The sequence below is a fragment of the Allobosea vaviloviae genome (genome assembly GCF_001298265.1).
Lineage (GTDB): Bacteria > Pseudomonadota > Alphaproteobacteria > Rhizobiales > Beijerinckiaceae > Allobosea > Allobosea vaviloviae_B.
This window is the reverse complement of the sequence record NZ_LGSZ01000025.1, coordinates 168,193-184,838: the sequence shown is the minus strand read 5'-3', so window position 1 is coordinate 184,838 and position 16,646 is coordinate 168,193. Positions and strand designations below refer to the sequence as shown.

The following is a 16,646-nucleotide window of genomic DNA, read 5'->3' as shown; positions in this document are numbered from 1 at the left end:
TCCCTCTGGATTGCTTCGCTGCGCTCGCAATGACGAGGAAGGCGCTCATGCAGCCCCCTTGCGGTTGCTCGCCGCCAGCTGCGCCAGCGTCAGCGCGAAGAGCACGATGCCGAGCACCACGGAGGCCGCCGCCGCCAGCCCGAAATTCTGGACCTGGTTGGAGAACGCCGTCTCATAGATGTAGTGCACGACCATCAGCGTCGCGGTGCCGGGCCCGCCGCCGGTCAAGACGAAGACCTCGTCGAAGGTCTGCACGCCCTTGATCAGCGCCAGCACGATCACGACGATCATGTTGGGCCAGAGCAGCGGCAGCGTGATGCGCCAGAACACGCGCCAGCGCGGCGTCGCATCCATCTCGGCCGCCTCATAGAGATCGGCGGGAATCGCCTGGAGCCCCGCGAGCAGGATCAGCGTGTAGAAGCCCATATGGGCCCAGACCGAGACGAAGACGATCCAGAACATCGCCCAGCTCGGATCGACCAGGAACAGGATGCGCTCGCCGCCTAGCGAGGTGATCCCCGCGTTCAACAAGCCGTCGCGCTGCAGGATCCATTTCCAGGTCAGCGCCACCACCACCGGCGAGAGCAGCACCGGAAAGAAATACACCGCCCGGAAGAAGCCGCGCGCCCTGATCTTCATGTTCAGCACCACCGCCGTCACCAGCGAGAACAGCACCATCGCCGTCACCTGGAAGACGGTGAAGCGGGCGGTATTGGAAACGCCGCGCCAGAAATGGTCCTCGCGGCAGGAGTTGGGATCGAGGAACGAGCCGCAATCGAACAGATAGGAATATTGCTGGCCGCCGACGAAAGGCCGCTGCGAGGGAAACAGCTCCGCACCGCCCGTCACGGAGAAGACCACGTTGATGATCAGCGGCAGGAAGACGAAGAGGCCGAAGAAGGCGATGTTGGGGAGAAGAAAGGCATAGGCCATCCGCCGCTCGCCGATGAGGCGCTGCAGCGCGCTCATCGGCCAGTCGACGAGCCGCATCAGCAAAGACAGCGGCGCGGCGAAGAGGCGTGCGGCGCCGCGAGGCGCCGCTGTGTCGGCGGAGGCCATGCGAGCTTACTTCTTGTTGCGCTCGGCGATCTGCTGCTCGACGTCCGAGGCGATGCGCTTATAGGCCTCCTCCAGCGTCGTCTCGCCCGAGATCGCCTGTCCGACACGGCTGATCACCGCATTGAAGATGATGCGGTTGTTGACGTAGCCTTGGAGCTTGTAGGCGACGGGCGAGAGGTTCGCGACCTGGTCGGAGAAGACCTTCAGCGCGGCCTTGGCCTGGGGGCTGGCGTCCTTGTAATCGAGCCCCTTGGCGGCGATGCCGAGATGACCCGGCACGAACAGCGAGCGGGCATAGAACTCGCTCAGCACCGGCTCGCTCGCCAGATACTCCATCACCTTGGCGACGGCTTCGGGATTCTTCGTCGGCTTGATCGCGACGAGGCCGGCGCCGCCGGGCATGCCGGTGCAGGCGGCCGCGCCGCAGGGCGAGGGCACCGCCACCCAGTCGAAGGCGTTGCCGACGGTCTTGTCGAACTGCGCGATCTGCCAGGAGCCGGAGACATACATCACGACCTGGGCGTTCTTGAACTCGTCATTGGCGCCGCGATAGGCCGCGCCCGAGACCGAGCCCCAGAGCTCCTTGGCCATGACGCCGTCCTTGTGCCAGTCGAAGACGCGCTGGGCCGCGCGCTTGAAGCCGTCATCGATCACCGCCGGCTCGCCCTTGGCGTCGAACACCTTGGCGCCTTCCGAAATGGCGAGTCCGAAGAAGCGGTGGCCGGAGCGGTCCATCGCCAGCGGGAAAGGCGCCTGCACCTTGGTCGCGACCGCCTTGGCGGCCTTGGCCCAATCGTCCCAGCTCGCCTTGGCGCCGGGCATCGCGATGCCGGCCTGTTCGAACAGCGTCTTGTTGACGAGCGGCCCGGTGACGGTGAGCTGCGTCATGAAGCCGGTGATGGCCTTGTCGTCGCCTGCCGGCCGCATCCAGGGCAGGAAGGGGCCGAAATTCTTCTCCCAGTAGCCGGCGTCCTTGAGATAGGGCCGCAGGTCGAGCGCATAGCGCGCGATGCCGCCGAGATCGACGACGCGGGCGATGTCGGGGCCCTGGCCGGAGGCGAGCTGGACCGGCAGATTCTCGGTGATCGCCTTGTAGGGCACCTGGTCGAGCACGACCTTGATGTCCTTGTTCTCAGCCTCGAAGCGCTTCAGCAGGTCGGAGACGACCTCGCCTTCATTGCCGTCCGAATACCAGGCGATGCGTACCGTGGTCTGGGCGAAGGCCGTGCCGCCGGCCAAGAGGCCCGTCGAAAGGCCCGCCGTCAGCGCGAGCGCGGAAATCCAGTGTTTGCTCTGCATCTGCGTTCATCCCTGAATGTTGTCCGGCGTTCCAGGACGCCTTGCCGCCACTAAGGCAAACGTTTGCCTGGGTTGTCAACGCCCGCATTCAGTAGCATTGCTGGCATGCCCGGCGTTTGCACGGGCGGGCCGCAGGGGCGTCCGGGGAGAACCGGCAAGGCGATGAAGGGCAAGTCGGCAAGTCCCCAATCGGAAAGTCCCCAATCGGCAAGCCCGCAACCGGCAAGTCCGCAACCGGGAAGATCGCCGTCGGGCGGAGCGCGCAAGCACGCGGCGTCGCTGGCGACGGTGGCGCGCGACGCCGGCGTTTCGGTCGCGACCGTCTCACGCATCGTCAACGGCAAGATCGGGCGTGCCTCCGCTGAAACGATTGCGCGCGTCGAGGAGGCGATTGCGCGGCTGAGCTACCGGCCCAATTCCGTCGGCCGCGCGCTGCGCCATCGCGCCAGCCGCGTCGTGGCGATGCTGGCGCCCAATCTCGACAACCCAGCGATGGCCGCTATCGCGGTCTCCGTCGAATCGGCGCTTCGCGACGCCGGCTACGTCATGATCCTCTGCGACACCCATGACCGCGCCGAACTGCAGGACGATTATCTGCGCGCGATGCGCGATCAGCTCGTAGCCGGCTATGTCATGGTGAGCGCGGTCAGGAGCAAGGGGCTGGAGGAGACGCTCAAGCGCGGCGACCCGACCGTCTTCGTCGCGCGGCGCAACCCGCTGGGAGGCGGCGCCTATGTCGGGATCGACAACCGCCAGGCGGGAGCGGACGTCGCCGATTTTCTTCTCGGCTGCGGTATCGAGCGACCGGCCGTGCTGATGGCTCAGCAGAATGCCTCCAGCACCTCGGAGCGGGCCGCAGGCTTCATCGAGCGCCTGGTGGCGCGTGGCGTGCCCAATGATGCGATCCGGCGGGCGATCGGGCCGGGCCTGTCGCATATCGAGATCGGCTATGCTGCCGCCGGCATGCTGGTGCGCGAGGGCGGCTGGCCGCGCGGCGCGCTCTGCGTCAGCGACATGATCGCCTATGGCGCCTACCGGCTGGCGGTCGAGCATGGCGTGCCGATCCCGCAGCGCTGCCGGCTCGTCGGCGTCGATGGCAACGCCATCAACGCCTGGATCGCGCCTTGGTTGACCTCGATCCGCATCCCCTATGAGAGCTTCGGTGGGCATGTGGTCGCCCAGTTGCAATCGCTCTGGAGCGGCGTTTCGACGAGCGAGGTCCACGTCGCCCATGAGGCGCCATCGGCCTGGAGCAACCCCGGCGCTCCCGCGCGCCCTGCGACAGGCGCCGGCTAATTCCACGGGCCGGGCCACCCAAATCGCACCGGCCTCGTCCTGTGACGAGCTATGCCTGTCGGTGACGCCCCAGGATGGGTGCAAGCGGGGTACGTCCCGTTGCTGCCAAGTAATAGGCCATCACGTTGCCGTGATTGCATCCCTGGCTTGCGGCTGACTCTGGTCGCACCGATCGGCCGCCAACGGGTTGCGGAGACAGTCAAAACCAGTTGCCGGGCCACGTGAAATGTCGAAATTCCACGTCGCGCGGTCGATCATGCAGCGCGATCTGTCTCGGATCCGCCGTTGGCTCATCGGTACATCTGAGTTTCAATCGCTTCCAATGAAAATCAGACCGGCGCGCCGCATGGCAGGCCGGGATTCGCGGCGAGGCGCGTCGGCTCTCTCGCCGTCCTTCTTGATCGAAACCGGGAGGTTGCGGTGGCGAAGCTCAATGTGAACGGCAAGATGCTCGACGTCGAAGCGGCCGGCGATACGCCGCTGCTTTGGGTCATCCGTGAACAGATCGGCCTGACCGGAACGAAATATGGCTGCGGTGTCGCCCAATGCGGCGCCTGCACGGTCCATATCGATGGCGTCGCGACGCGCTCCTGCGCGCTGCCGCTCGATGCGGTGACGGCCGAGCAGAAGATCGTCACCATCGAGGGGCTCTCGGCCGACGGCAGGCATCCGGTCCAGCAGGCCTGGATCAAGCATGATGTTCCGCAATGCGGCTTCTGCCAGAGCGGCATGATCATGGCGACCGCCGCGTTGCTGCAGGCCAACCCCAAGGCCACGGAAGCCGACATCGCCGCCGAGATCACCAACATCTGCCGCTGCGGCACCTATGCACGGGTCAAGACGGCGATCCTCGATGTCGTCGCCGGCGGCACCCTTGGTCGCGGTTGAGGGGAGAACGATCATGACCGTCTCGACCGACAAGACCTCCATCCGCCTGTCCCGCCGTGGTGTGCTCGCAGGCTCGGCAGCCGCGGCCGGCGCCTTCAGCTTCGGCTTCACGATTCCCTTCGCCGGCGAGGCGCAGGCGCAAGGCGCCGTGCCTGAGATCAACGCCTGGGTCGTGGTCCATCCCGACGACAAGGTGGTGATCCGCATCGCCCGCTCCGAAATGGGGCAGGGCACGCTGACCGGCCTCGCCCAACTCGTCGCCGAGGAGCTGAACTGCGACTGGACGAAGGTCACGACCGAATACCCGACGCCGGGCCAGAGCGTGGCGCGCAACCGCGTCTGGGGCAATTTCTCGACCGGCGGCAGCCGCGGCATCCGCGAGTCGCATGAGTATGTCCGCAAGGGCGGCGCAGCGGCGCGAATGATGCTGATCCAGGCGGCGGCGAACGAATGGAAGGTGCCAGCCGCCGAGTGCTCTGCCGAGAAGAGCGTGATCACGCACAAGGCCTCGGGCAGATCGATCCGTTACGGCCAGGTCGCGGCCGCCGCCGCGAAGATTGAGGCGCCCAAGGATGTCGCGCTGAAGGACCCCAAGGACTGGATCATCGCCGGCAAGCCGCTGCCGCGCCTCGATACGGTCGACAAGACCAACGGCCAGAAGATCTACGGCATGGATTTGAAGATGCCGGGGATGCTCAACGCCGCGATCAAGGACTGTCCCGTCTTCGGCGGCAAGGTGAAGAGCTTCGACGCCACCGCGATCAAGGCCATGCCGGGCGTCAAGCATGTGCTGGCCGTCGGAGACAGCGCCGTCGCGGTGGTCGCGGCGACCTGGTGGCAGGCGAAGTCGGCGCTCGATGCGCTGCCGATCGTCTGGGACGAGGGCGAGCACGCCAAGGTCTCCAGCGAGAGCATCGCGGCCTGGCTCAAGGAAGGGCTCGATGCCCCGACCGCCGTGGTCGGCAACCAGAACGGCGATGCGAAGGCTGCGATCGCCGCCGCCGCGAAGACCGTCGAGGCGGTCTACAGCTACCCCTACCAGAACCACGCCACCATGGAGACCATGAACGCCACGGCGCTCTGGACCCCGGAGAAATGCGAGGTCTGGACGCCGACGCAGAACGGCGAGGCGGCGCTGGCCGCGACCGCCGAGGCGGCGGGCCTGCCGATCGCCAAATGCGAGGCCTACAAGATCGATCTCGGCGGCGGCTTCGGCCGGCGCGGCGCCTCGCAGGATTGGGTCCGTCAGGTCGTCGCCATCGCCAAGCAGATCCCCGGCACGCCGGTGAAGCTGATCTGGTCGCGCGAGGAGGACATGACCCATGGCCGCTACCACCCGGTCACCCAGTGCAAGATGGTCGGCGCCTTCGACAAGGACAACAACCTGACCGGGCTGCACATGCGCATTTCCGGCCAATCGATCGTGGCGGGCCTGTTCCCGCAGAACATCCAGAACGGCCGCGATCCCGCGGTGTTCCAGGGCCTCAACCCGCCCGGTCCCGAGGCCTCGATCGGCTATGGCGTGCCCAACCTGCTGATCGACCACGCGATGCGCAATCCGCATGTGCCGCCGGGCTTCTGGCGCGGCGTCAACCTGAACCAGAACACGATCTATCTCGAATCCTTCATGGACGAGCTCGCCTATTCCGTCGGCAAGGACCCGCTGGAATTCCGCCGCGCCCTGATGAAGAACCACCCCAAGCACCTGGCCGTTCTCAACGCGGTGGCCGAGAAGGCGGGCTGGGGCAAGCCGCTGCCGGACGGCGTCTTCCGCGGCATCTGCCAGACCATGGGCTTCGGCTCCTATGTCGCGGCGGTCGCCGAGGTCTCGGTCAGCGCGGACGGCAAGCTCAAGATCCACCGCATCGTCGCCGCGACAGACCCCGGCCACGCGGTCAACCCGGCGCAGATCGAGCGCCAGGTCGAGGGCTCTTTCGTCTATGGCCTCTCGGCCTCGCTCTATGGCGAGATCACCATCAAGGACGGCCGTGTCGAGCAGGAGAATTTCGATACCTATGAGGTGATGCGCCTTGAAGCCATGCCGGCGGTCGAGACGGTCCTGGTGCCGTCGGGCGGGTTCTGGGGCGGCGTCGGCGAGCCGACGATCGCGGTCGCGGCACCTGCCGTGCTGAACGCGATCTTCGCCGCGACAGGGAAGCGCATCCGCAGCCTGCCGCTCAAGCACGCCGATCTCAAGAAGGCGTGAGGGCGGCGGCACCTACTCCTTCCCCCCGCTTGCGGTGGGGAAGGCCGGGATGGGGAGACGGAAAGCCCGAGCGATGTCGTGCATCGTCTCACCGAGCGGGACTGCCCCCCACCCCAACCCTCCCCACCGCAAGCGGGGGGAGGGAGAAGGGTGGCATTGCGCTCAAAGCTGGGTTGGCTCTGACCGTGTTTGGCCTGATGGGGACGTATTCCTCGACAGCGCTGGCGCTCGAACCCTATGCGGTCGTCGGCGACGCGATCCCGCGTCCTCTCGGCGGCCTCGTCGGCAACCCGGCGCGGGGGGCGGCGCTGGTGCGTGATCGCGAGCGCGGCAACTGCCTGATCTGCCACCGGGGCACGGACGCATCGGAGCCCTTCCAGGGCACGATCGGGCCACCGCTGGCCGGCGTGGGGCTGCGCCTCGATGCAGGCCAGATCCGCCTGCGGCTGGTCGACGCCTCCCTGCTCAACCCGCAAACGGTGATGCCGCCCTATTTCCGGACGGAAAACCTGCATGATGTCGCCCCGGCCTACCGGGGCAAGCCGGCCCTCTCGGCCCAGGAGATCGAGGATGTCGTCAGCTATCTCGCCTCGCTCAAGACCTTCTGAACCCGGCCTCGACCGCCGCAGCGTGCTTGCGGGCGCAACGGCCGGGCTTCTGGTCGCGGCCTTGCCCGCCCGTGCGGCCACCGAACCCTCGCCCGAACTGGCGCAACTGATCGCGCGCATCACCGAAGGCGCGGTGCCGGAGCGCGCGCGCATCACGCTCGACATCCCCGCTCTGGTCGAGAACGGCAATTCGGTCGACACCCGCATCCTCGTCGAGAGCGCAATGACCGAGGCCGATCATGTCCGCTGGATTCACCTGATCGCCGAGAAGAACCCGTTTCCCGACATGGCCCGGTTCCATCTCGGCCCCCGGGCCGGCCGCGCCGAGGTCGCGACCACCTTGCGCCTGGCGGCGTCGCAGACGGTCACGGCGGTGGCTGCGCTGAGCGGCGGCGGCTTCGTCATGACTGACGCCGACATCGTCGTGACGCTGAGCGCCTGCATCGACGGCGGCTGAGGAGACACGCTGTGAGTTTCAACGCCCGCATCACCATGCCTGCCGAGGCCCGCGCCGGCGAGATCCTCGAGATCAAGGTGCTGACCCGCCACCCGATGGATCGCGGCGGCCAGTCCGACGGCCGGGGCGGCACCGTGCCACGCAAGATCCTGAACCGTCTGACCGCGACCTATGCCGGCGATCAGGTCTTCCGCATGGACATGCACACCGGCGTCGCCGCCAACCCCTTCGTCTCCTTTACCACGCGGGCGGTGGCGACCGGCGACATCGTCTTCGAATGGCGCGAGGACGGCGGCGCAACCTACACGCGCACGAGCCGGCTGACCGTGACGTGAGGGAGAAGGCATCCCTGGTCACGCTCGCTCCCTCACCTCGCGGGTCATCCCGGGCGACCGCAGGGAGACCCGGGATCCATGCCGGAACGCCTGCCCGGAAAGGTTCCGGAATGGATCCCGGATCTCCGCTTCGCTGCGTCCGGGATGACCCACATATCTCAGGGGTCATCAAGCTGGCCGTCGCGCTCGCATGCCTCGTCGTCCAGCCCGCGCCTGCGCAGGCGCAGATCAAGTCCGGCACCGAATTCCTTTCCCCCGAGATGCGCCGGCAGCAGGCAGACGAGACCCGCAACCCGGCCTTCTTCTGGGTCGAGCAGGGCCGCGAATTGTTCAGCCGCAAGCCCTCACCGGACGGGCAGGCCTGCGCCTCCTGCCATGCCGAGCCGCAGCAGAGCCTGCGCGGCGCCGCGACGCATTATCCGCAGGTCGACGCGGCCACCGGCAAGCTGCTCAACCTCGAAGGCCGCATCGAGCAATGCCGTGTCGAGCGCCAGGGACAGCCCGCCTTCGGCTATGAGAGCTCCGAGCTTCTGGCGATGACCGCCTATCTCGGCTCGCTCTCGCGCGGGCTGCCTGTCGATGTGAAGACCGACGGTGCGGCCAAGCCCTACTACGAGGCGGGCAAGGCCTTCTTCGAACGCCGGCAGGGCCAGCTCAACCTGTCCTGCCAGCAATGCCATGACGGGCTCGTCGGCCAAAAGCTGCGCGGCGATACCGTCAGCCACGGCGCCGGCACGGGCTACCCGGCCTACCGCCTCGAATGGAACGATGTCGGCTCGCTGCACCGGCGCCTGCGCGCCTGTTCGCTCGGCGTGCGCGCGACGCAGTTCGATTATGGCTCGCCGGAGTATCTCGCGCTGGAACTCTATCTCGCCGGCCGGGCAAGGGGGCTGCCGGTCGAGACGCCTGGGATGCGGCGCTAGATCTGGAGCCCGCTGCGTTGCGTGGACCGCATTGTCACGCGCAAGCGGAGACAAGGCGCCGCCGTCAGGTGAACATGTCCGCGCAGATGGCGTCGTACCAGGCGATGTTCTCGGCCTGGGTCTGACGGCGGATCTCGGCGCTTTCGCCGGGCTGGGAGATGAAGGTCTCGACAGCGGCGATGCGCCCGTCCCGGGGTTCGTAGCGGCCGCCGACCTTGATCGCGTCGTCGGTGTCGACCAGGCTCCAGCAGGTGTTGAAGTAGCGTGCCGGGAAGGTCGGGCTTCCGGTCAGTTCGCCGCGCAGCACCATCGCCGCGACCTTGGCCTGGTTGTTGGCGGAGAAGGCCGATTTCGGCATGTCGCCGGCATGGCAGGCATCGCCGAGCACGATGATGTCGCTGTCCACCACGGATTTCATCGTCGCGGGATCGATCGTGCAATAGCCCCCGGCCGGGGCGAGCCCCGCATCGCGCGCGATCGCACCGGCCATCTGCGCCGGGATGACGTTGACGAAGGCGCAGTTCTCATAGGTCTCGAAACCGGTGACGACGGTACCGGTCTTGGGATCGACCGATGTGATGCCGTCATGCACCTTGGGGCCGAGCCATTCGATCATGGCACCGTAGCGCTTTTCCCAATCGGGCATGAACACGCCCTGCTTGGAGAAGCTCTCCTTGGGATCGAGGATGACGATCCGGGCCTTGCTTCGGCCGCTCTGCTTCAGCACATGCGCGAACATCGAGGCGCGCTCATAGGGCCCAGGCGGGCAGCGATAGGGATTGGGCGGGGCGATCATCACGATGGTGCCGCCGTCTGGCACCGCGTCGAGCTTCTCGCGGATCAGCTGCGTCTGCCGGCCGGGCTTCCAGCCATGCGGCATGGCCTCCTCCGCCTCCTTCGACCAGCCGGCAACCGAGTCGTATTTCAGGTCGATGCCGGGCGAGAGCACGAGCCGGTCGTAAGGCAGCCGGCGGCCATCTCCCAGCACGACCTCCTTGCGGTCGCGGTCGATTTGGGTGGCGCGGCTGCGCACGAGCGCGATGCCATAGGCTGAGGCGAGTGCGTCGTAGCGATGGACGATCTCCTCATAGCGCTTGAACCCACCGATATAGAGGTTGGAGTGAAAGCAGCTCTGGTAGGTCTCGTTCTCCTCGACCAGCGTCACGGCGATCGCGCCTCGGCTGTCGCGGGCGAGGTATTTGGCGGCCGTGGCGCCGCCCGGCCCCCCGCCGACGACGACCACGCGCGGCCGGCCCTGACCGAGAACGGCGGGTGCGGACAGCGTTCCCGCCGCCAGTGCCGTGCCGAAGCCTGCCATCAGGTCGCGTCGCGTCGCTGTCATCGGGCTCTCCTCCACGCGGTCACGGCTTTGCCGCCAGCGCGCCGAAATAGGCGGCGAGCGCGGTCATCTCGTCCCGGCTCAGCCTTGCGGCGATGGTCTGCATGGTCGTGCCGTCGCGCTGCTTGCGGCCATAGGCGTCGAGCGCGGCGACGAACTGCTCCTCGGGCCAGCCGATGATCGGCGGAATGCCGCCGCTGCTGCGGCCCGAAATCTGATGGCAGCCGGTACATTCGCTGGCGAGATACGCGCCAAGCGCCCGGTCGCCCGCAGCCCCGGCGGGTGCGGCGGCCATCAGCAAGGCCGCAACGCCCGTCAGGGCGAACTCTGCGGGACGCCGCGCATGCAGCCATCTCATCCTGTGCCTGCCCAAGCCGGGCTCTCCCGTAGCGATCGTCCATCATTCGCCCGCCGCAGAGATCGGCAGAGCCGCAAGGTGCGATGATGAAGCCTTGCCTCTGTTTTGGAAGAGTTCCCCAGTCGCGTCTTTCACGATCCTGTCAGATGGCAGGTCAAGCGCAGCGAGCCGTCAATAGGTCGCCCGACCGCCGGACAGGTCGAAGATGCCGCCGGTCGAGAACGAGCACTCGTCGCTGGACAGCCAGAGCACCATGCGCGCCACCTCCTCGACCTCGACGAATCGACCCATCGGGATGCGGCCGAGGATGTCGGCGCGGCGTTCCGCCGAGATTTCCTTCGCCATGGCGGTCTCGGCCGCTGCCGGGGTGATCGCAGTGACGATGATGCCGTCCTGCGCGGTTTCCTTGGCGACGCTCTTGGTCAGCGCGATCAATCCGGCTTTGGAGGCGCTGTAGGCCGCGGCCCGGGCCATGCCCTCCTTGCCCTGGATCGAGGCGATGTTGACGACATGGCCGCGTAGGGGATGCGGTGTCAGCTTGGAAGGCCGAGGAGCTTGGTCGCGCATGCGCCCGACCACGGCGCGCGTGACCAGATAGGAGCCGAACAGGTTGACCTGCAGCACGCGCTGGAAGTTCTCCGGCGACGTCTCCCAGATCGGCTTCACCTCGCCAAGCACACCGGCATTGTTGACGAGGATGTCGACACGGCCATGGGTGGTGAAAGCTGCATCGGCCGCCTGCTCGACGGCTGCCGCGTCGGTGATATCGACCGTGCGGGTCGTGGCGTGCGGTCCCAGCGCCGCGGCAGAGTCTGCCAGCGCGGAGGCGTTGGCGTCCCAGAGTTCGACCCTTGCCCCGGCGTCGATGAATGCGCCGGCGATGCCGCGCCCGAGCCCGCCCGCTCCGCCGGTGACGATCGCCAGGCGGCCCGACAGATCATAGCGCGCGCTCATCAGCCGGCGCTCCAGGCCGTCTTGGTGCGGGTGATCTGGTGGCGATAAAGCCCGAGCGAATAGGGACCCTGGCCGCCGATGGCGTCGATACGGGTGGCCGTGAGTTCGGCTTTCGCCGTCGCGACGAACGCTGACTCGTCGCCCCAGCCCTCGACCAGCAGCACCCAGCGGGGCACGGCATTGGCGACGCCGCGCGCCTTCTGCTCGGCGGTTGCGACGCCGCTCGCCTCGGCATCCGCCGTCAGCAGATGCACGGCCGCGATTCCTGGCAGCGCCAGCAGATCGGGGATGGCTTTGCGCCGGAGGTTTGCCAGGTGGCGCGCCGCATCCGCAACGGCCACATCGTAGCGCAAGGTCGCGATCAGCCCGCCCTGAGCCGGCCCGGCGCTATGGGCGACGCGGCAGATCGAGCGTGCCACCGAGCGGAAATGCTTCACGGCTGACAGCGTCCACGGCGTCGGCGCATTGACCCGAGCCGTATAGTCCTGGCTCTTGAGGACCTCCACGCTCAGCGCCTCGTAGAGGTTGAAGAATTCCAGATCGGCCTCGATCGCGACATAGCGCCGGCCGCGCTGAAAGCCGGGGATGCCGACGCGCTCCGGCATGTGCTCCTGGCCGTGCCAGGCATAGAATTCGTCGCGCCCCTCGGCCGCGATATCGTGCCAGATGGCAACCGCGCCTTCTCCAGACAAACTCACGATGGTCCCTCCCGGCTCGCTCGGCACAGCGCGTTGACTCCGCCGCTGAGGGCTCATATACGAAATCCAATTCCGAATTGGAAATGATTTCCAAAATAAGAGAAGCGGGGACGGGAAGCGTGACGATCGCGGCTGCGGAGCGTGTGCTCAGAGTGCTGGAGGCCTTGTCGGGCGAGCCGGGTGGCGTCGATCTCGGCGTGCTGTCGGCGCGGCTCGGCCTGCCCGTCAGCGCCACGCACAGGCTGCTCGCGACGCTGAGCGAGTGCGGCTTCGTCAGCCAGGATGGCGCGACCGGCGCCTATGGGCTCACGCTGAAGCTGGCGCAGCTCGCCTTCCGCGACCTGGATCTGCGCGGCCTGCCCGATGCAGGACAGATCGTGCTCGATGCCCTGGCCGAGCGAACCCGTGAATATTGCCGGCTCGCGGTCGTCGAGGATGAGAACCTCGTCTGGATCGCCCGCGCGCAGGGCGCGACCGCAGGCCTGCGCTACGACCCGCCCATGGGCGCCGAGATCGTCCTGCATGCGACCGCGACCGGGAAGGCCTGGCTGGCCTCCCTGCCCGAGTCGGACGCGCTGCGGATCGTCTGTGCCCGGGGTTTCCGGGCGGGGGGGCCCAACGCCTTGTCGGATGTCGATGCGCTGCGTGCCCATCTCACGCAGACGCGGCAGCGCGGCGTCGCGCTGGCGGTCGAGGAGGGCGAGATCGGGACCGTCGCCATGGCCATCGCCTTCCGCGCCGGGCCTGCGCCCGATGCGGCCATCGCCGGGACGCTCAGCGTCGCCGGCCCGCTGCCGCGCATGACTGAAGACCGGCGCGGGCCGATTGCCGACGCCTTGCGGGACGCGGCGCGGGACATGGCCGAGATCTGGCCGTTGCGGCGGCGGCAGATGCAATCCCCGTTGGGCCTCGTTCCGAAAGGGCGGCCTCAGCCCGAAACCCGGCCGGGAACGATCTCATGACCGACAACGCCGCTCCCACTCCTGCGACAAGGCCCGTCATGGGGCCCGATGCCGCTCCGAGCCAGGCCGCCGAATGGGCCTCGGCCATCGCCTGGCCGCTGGCGAGCTTCGCCGTGCTGCTGCTCGCCTGGGAATGGCTGGTGCCGCTGGCCGGCGTGCCGGAATACATCCTGCCCGTGCCGAGCGCCTTCTTCGAGCGGCTCTGGACCGACCGCGCCCTGATCTTCCAGCACACATTGGTCACGGCCAACGAGATCGTGCTCGGCTTCCTGATGGCAGCGGTGATCTCGATCCCGCTCGGCTATATCATCGTCTCGGTGAGGCTGTTGGAGAAGGCGGTCTATCCGGTGATCGTCTTCTTCCAGCTCGTGCCCAAGATCGCCATCGCGCCGCTCTTCGTGGTCTGGTTCGGCTTCGGGCTGTTTCCGAAGGTCCTGCTGACCTTCCTGCTCTGCTTCTTCCCGACCCTGGTCGCCAGCATGACCGGCTTCCGGGCGCTCGACGAGCGCGTGCTCTACCTCACCCGCTCGATGGGTGCGACACCCTGGCAGACCTTCCGCAAGGTGCGCGTCCCCGCGGCGCTGAACTACATCTTCTCGGGGCTGAAGGTGTCGGCCGTCTTCGCGGCGACGGGCGCGATCGTCGGCGAATTCGTCGGCGCCAATTCGGGGCTGGGTTACCTGCTGCTGCGCGGCACGAGCTTCCTCGACATGCCCCTGATCTTCGCCTGCCTCGTCGCGCTCAGCGTCGTCGGCATCCTGTTCAGCTACCTCGTCGACGGGCTCGAGGTGCTGCTGATGCCCTGGCAGCGCAAGAGCTGAGAGCAACTCCATAATCATCGACCGGGCTCAACCGGGACATCTGGGAGGATGAAGACCATGAACAGACGCACCCTGATCTCGACCGTTGCCATGCTGGCGCTGAGCGCGACCTCGGCCTTGGCACAGGCCGGCGGCAAGCCGATGAAACTGACGCTGAATTTCCTCGCCGCGGCCCCCAATGCTGGTTTCATGATGGCCAAGCAGATGGGGCTCTACGAGAAGGCAGGCATCAACCTGACGATCGAGGAGGGCAAGGGCTCCGGCACCACTGCCCAGATGGTCGCTACCGGCCAGGCCGATGTCGGCTTCGCCGATGCGCCGGCCGCCATGCAATTGCGCAGCAAGGGCGCGCCGGTGAAGATCGTGGCGCCGGTGCTGCAGACCAACGGCTTCGCCATCATCTCGCTGGCCGAGAGCGGCATCGCCTCGCCGAAGGATCTTGCCGGCAAGAAGGTCGCGGTGCAGCCCGGCACCGCCCAGACGATCCTGCTGGAGGCCATCCTCGCCAGCAACAAGATCGACAAGAGCAAGGTCGACGTCATCGCCATCGACCCGGCCGCCTTCGTCGGCGCGCTGCTGGAGAAGAAGGTCGACGCCATCCTCGGCGGCGCCGATTTCCACTCGATCCAGATCCGCGAGCGCGGCTTCAAGGTGACCGACATCTTCTACCGAGACGTCGGCGTGCCCACCGTCGGCCTTTCGGTCATCGCCCGCGACGACCGGATCAAGGCCGATGCGGACCTGTTCAGGAAATTCGTCGAGGCGAGCCTGCAGGGCTGGGATGCGGCGCGGAAGAACCCCGACGCCGCGGCCGATGCCGTCGTGGCGCAATTCCCGGCGGTGAAGAAGGCGCAGGTGCTGGCCCAGTTCGACGTCGTCAACAAGCTGCTCTGCGCTCCGGGAGCGACGACGCTCGGCAAGGTGCCGGAGAAGAACTGGGCGGTCAGCTACGATCTCCTGACCCAGTATCTCGGCCTGCCCAAGGACAAGCCGATCACCGACTACTACAGCACGGAATTGCTGCCGGCCTCGGCCCTGGCCTGCTCGTGAGGACGGCATGATCGTCGCTGCCGGCACCGGCACGGCCGCGTCCATTACGGGGCGCGGCATCGTCAAGACCTTCGGCGGCTTCACCGCCGTCGATGGTCTGAACCTCGACATCAGGAGCGGCGAGTTCGTCAGCCTGATCGGCCCCTCGGGCTGCGGGAAGAGCACCTTCATGCTCATGGCCGCCGGCCTCATCCCCGTCACTGCCGGCGAGCTTCTGGTCGACGGCAAGGCGCTGACCTCGCCGTTGACCGACATCGGCATCGTCTTCCAGGACCATCTCCTGCTCGAGTTCAGGACGGCGCTGGAGAACGTCCTGCTGCAGGCGGAAATCCGGCACCTGCCGCTCGAGCCGGCGAGGGCGCGCGCGCTCGAGCTGTTCGCCAAGCTCGGCATCAGCCACGCCGCCGACCGCTATCCCAAGCAGCTCTCGGGCGGCATGCGCCAGCGCGTCTCGATCGCGCGCGCGCTGATCCACGACCCCAGCGTGCTGATGATGGACGAGCCCTTCGGCGCGCTCGACGCCATCACCCGCACCCAGATCCGCCACGACCTCGAAATGCTCTGGCTGGAGACCGGCAAGACGGTGGTCTTCATCACCCATTCGATCGAGGAGGCGATCGGCCTCTCCGACCGCGTGCTGGTGATGTCGCCGACGCCGGGCCGCGTCGTCGACGAGATCGCGATCGAACTGCCGCGTCCGCGCCCGGCCCATCTCGGCGATTATCCAAGCTTCAATACCCATTCCGACCGCATCCATGACGCGTTCCGGAGGTTTGGCGTGATCAAGTACTGACGCTGTCGCGGCCTGTCGGCGCGTGGCCCTGATGGCGTCGGGCACGCGGTCTGAGGCCGCTTTGAGCGTTGGACGGGCCGGAACCGACGTAGCCATCCGCGCGTCGCGCTGACATCCCGCAGGCCAAATCCGAGCGCGGTTTCTATCTCGCTTCGACCAACTTCGATGGGCGACGCGCCTGGCAAAGACCAGATGCGCGGAGAATCCGCCGTCCCGACGCATGAATGAGCATGGCTTCCGCAGCATCAGACGTCCGTCTGATGCGCCGCGCACGGTGCCGCGTCAGAATGGACAGAAGCCCTGCTCCGTCAAGACTCTCAGCCACATCAAGGAGATGGGCTGGTGCTGCGAGAGAGGATTGAACTCTCGACCTCACCATTACCAATGGTGTGCTCTACCACTGAGCTACCGCAGCAGGAATTGAGCGTCCACGGCGGTTGTCGGTCGCCGCGAGGCGAAAGTCAGCGTGGCGTCGTTTCCGAAGCGGCGTCCTGATGCCACAAGCCCTTCGCGGACGCAACCCATCTCATGGACCGCGCGTCAGACAGATGGGGATGGCGGCCATGTCGCAGCTGCGGCGGTGCCATGGCGTGGCCAGCC

At 67.2% G+C, this 16,646-nt stretch carries 17 protein-coding genes and 1 tRNA gene; 11 read left to right on the top strand and 7 right to left on the bottom strand.

Annotation, left to right across the window (positions count from 1 at the left end; all coding sequences use genetic code 11):
• Window positions 1–45 precede the first annotated feature (45 nt).
• Window positions 46–1,059, bottom strand: a complete 1,014-nt coding sequence (locus AE618_RS06295) for a carbohydrate ABC transporter permease (protein ID WP_054208179.1) — start codon at window positions 1,057–1,059, stop codon at window positions 46–48.
• Window positions 1,060–1,065: 6 nt separating this feature from the next.
• Entirely contained in the window at window positions 1,066–2,358 is a 1,293-nt protein-coding gene (locus AE618_RS06290) for an ABC transporter substrate-binding protein (protein ID WP_054208178.1), read from the bottom strand.
• Window positions 2,359–2,646: 288 nt separating this feature from the next.
• Between AE618_RS06290 and AE618_RS06285 the strand changes: the two genes are divergently transcribed.
• From AE618_RS06285 to soxA, 7 genes are all read left to right on the top strand, one after another.
• A complete protein-coding gene (locus AE618_RS06285; protein WP_248310774.1) occupies window positions 2,647–3,654 on the top strand; it encodes a LacI family DNA-binding transcriptional regulator in 1,008 nt (335 codons plus the stop codon).
• A gap of 420 nt (window positions 3,655–4,074) precedes the next feature.
• Window positions 4,075–4,542 (top strand): (2Fe-2S)-binding protein, encoded by a 468-nt coding sequence (locus tag AE618_RS06280; protein ID WP_054208177.1) that lies wholly within the window; start codon window positions 4,075–4,077, stop codon window positions 4,540–4,542.
• Between the two features lie 13 nt (window positions 4,543–4,555).
• Entirely contained in the window at window positions 4,556–6,748 is a 2,193-nt protein-coding gene (locus AE618_RS06275) for a xanthine dehydrogenase family protein molybdopterin-binding subunit (protein ID WP_054208176.1), read from the top strand.
• 197 nt (window positions 6,749–6,945) lie between these two features.
• Window positions 6,946–7,356 carry a sulfur oxidation c-type cytochrome SoxX gene (gene soxX / locus AE618_RS06270; protein WP_054208228.1) on the top strand — a complete coding sequence of 137 codons (411 nt, stop codon included), beginning with the start codon at window positions 6,946–6,948 and terminating at the stop codon, window positions 7,354–7,356.
• A complete protein-coding gene (locus AE618_RS06265) occupies window positions 7,319–7,813 on the top strand; it encodes a thiosulfate oxidation carrier protein SoxY (RefSeq protein ID WP_054208175.1) in 495 nt (164 codons plus the stop codon). Before soxX ends, AE618_RS06265 begins: the two co-directional genes overlap by 38 nt.
• 11 nt (window positions 7,814–7,824) lie before the next feature.
• Complete coding sequence (locus AE618_RS06260) at window positions 7,825–8,148, top strand: thiosulfate oxidation carrier complex protein SoxZ (protein WP_197280686.1); 324 nt, start codon at window positions 7,825–7,827, stop codon at window positions 8,146–8,148.
• A 110-nt stretch (window positions 8,149–8,258) separates the two neighbouring features.
• The gene (gene soxA, locus AE618_RS06255; RefSeq protein WP_054208174.1) at window positions 8,259–9,071 is read left to right on the top strand and encodes a sulfur oxidation c-type cytochrome SoxA; all 813 of its coding nucleotides are present in this window, start codon (window positions 8,259–8,261) and stop codon (window positions 9,069–9,071) included.
• A gap of 64 nt (window positions 9,072–9,135) precedes the next feature.
• On the opposite strand, the gene AE618_RS06250 is transcribed toward soxA, so the two are convergent.
• The 4 genes from AE618_RS06250 to AE618_RS06235 form a co-directional block, all read right to left on the bottom strand.
• Window positions 9,136–10,413, bottom strand: coding sequence for an NAD(P)/FAD-dependent oxidoreductase (locus tag AE618_RS06250; RefSeq protein WP_054208173.1), 1,278 nt, complete (start codon window positions 10,411–10,413; stop codon window positions 9,136–9,138).
• Between the two features lie 19 nt (window positions 10,414–10,432).
• Window positions 10,433–10,705 (bottom strand): c-type cytochrome, encoded by a 273-nt coding sequence (locus tag AE618_RS06245; protein WP_248310773.1) that lies wholly within the window; start codon window positions 10,703–10,705, stop codon window positions 10,433–10,435.
• A gap of 234 nt (window positions 10,706–10,939) precedes the next feature.
• Window positions 10,940–11,722: an SDR family NAD(P)-dependent oxidoreductase gene (locus AE618_RS06240; protein ID WP_054208171.1), complete on the bottom strand. Its 783-nt coding sequence runs from the start codon at window positions 11,720–11,722 to the stop codon at window positions 10,940–10,942.
• Window positions 11,722–12,420: a hypothetical protein gene (locus AE618_RS06235; protein WP_054208226.1), complete on the bottom strand. Its 699-nt coding sequence runs from the start codon at window positions 12,418–12,420 to the stop codon at window positions 11,722–11,724. The genes AE618_RS06240 and AE618_RS06235 overlap by 1 nt, the downstream gene beginning before the upstream one ends.
• 119 nt (window positions 12,421–12,539) lie before the next feature.
• Between AE618_RS06235 and AE618_RS06230 the strand changes: the two genes are divergently transcribed.
• Genes AE618_RS06230 through AE618_RS06215 form a run of 4 tightly spaced genes read left to right on the top strand, consistent with a single transcriptional unit; the run spans window position 12,540 to window position 16,046 of the window.
• Window positions 12,540–13,382: an IclR family transcriptional regulator gene (locus tag AE618_RS06230; RefSeq protein ID WP_082365033.1), complete on the top strand. Its 843-nt coding sequence runs from the start codon at window positions 12,540–12,542 to the stop codon at window positions 13,380–13,382.
• Entirely contained in the window at window positions 13,379–14,203 is an 825-nt protein-coding gene (locus AE618_RS06225; RefSeq protein WP_054208170.1) for an ABC transporter permease, read from the top strand. Before AE618_RS06230 ends, AE618_RS06225 begins: the two co-directional genes overlap by 4 nt.
• Window positions 14,204–14,260: 57 nt before the next feature.
• A complete protein-coding gene (locus tag AE618_RS06220; RefSeq protein ID WP_197280685.1) occupies window positions 14,261–15,253 on the top strand; it encodes an ABC transporter substrate-binding protein in 993 nt (330 codons plus the stop codon).
• Between the two features lie 7 nt (window positions 15,254–15,260).
• The gene (locus tag AE618_RS06215; protein WP_054208168.1) at window positions 15,261–16,046 is read left to right on the top strand and encodes an ABC transporter ATP-binding protein; all 786 of its coding nucleotides are present in this window, start codon (window positions 15,261–15,263) and stop codon (window positions 16,044–16,046) included.
• A 340-nt stretch (window positions 16,047–16,386) separates the two neighbouring features.
• Here AE618_RS06215 and AE618_RS06210 read toward each other — a convergent pair.
• Window positions 16,387–16,461: transfer RNA gene (locus AE618_RS06210), tRNA-Thr, on the bottom strand.
• Window positions 16,462–16,646 lie beyond the last annotated feature (185 nt).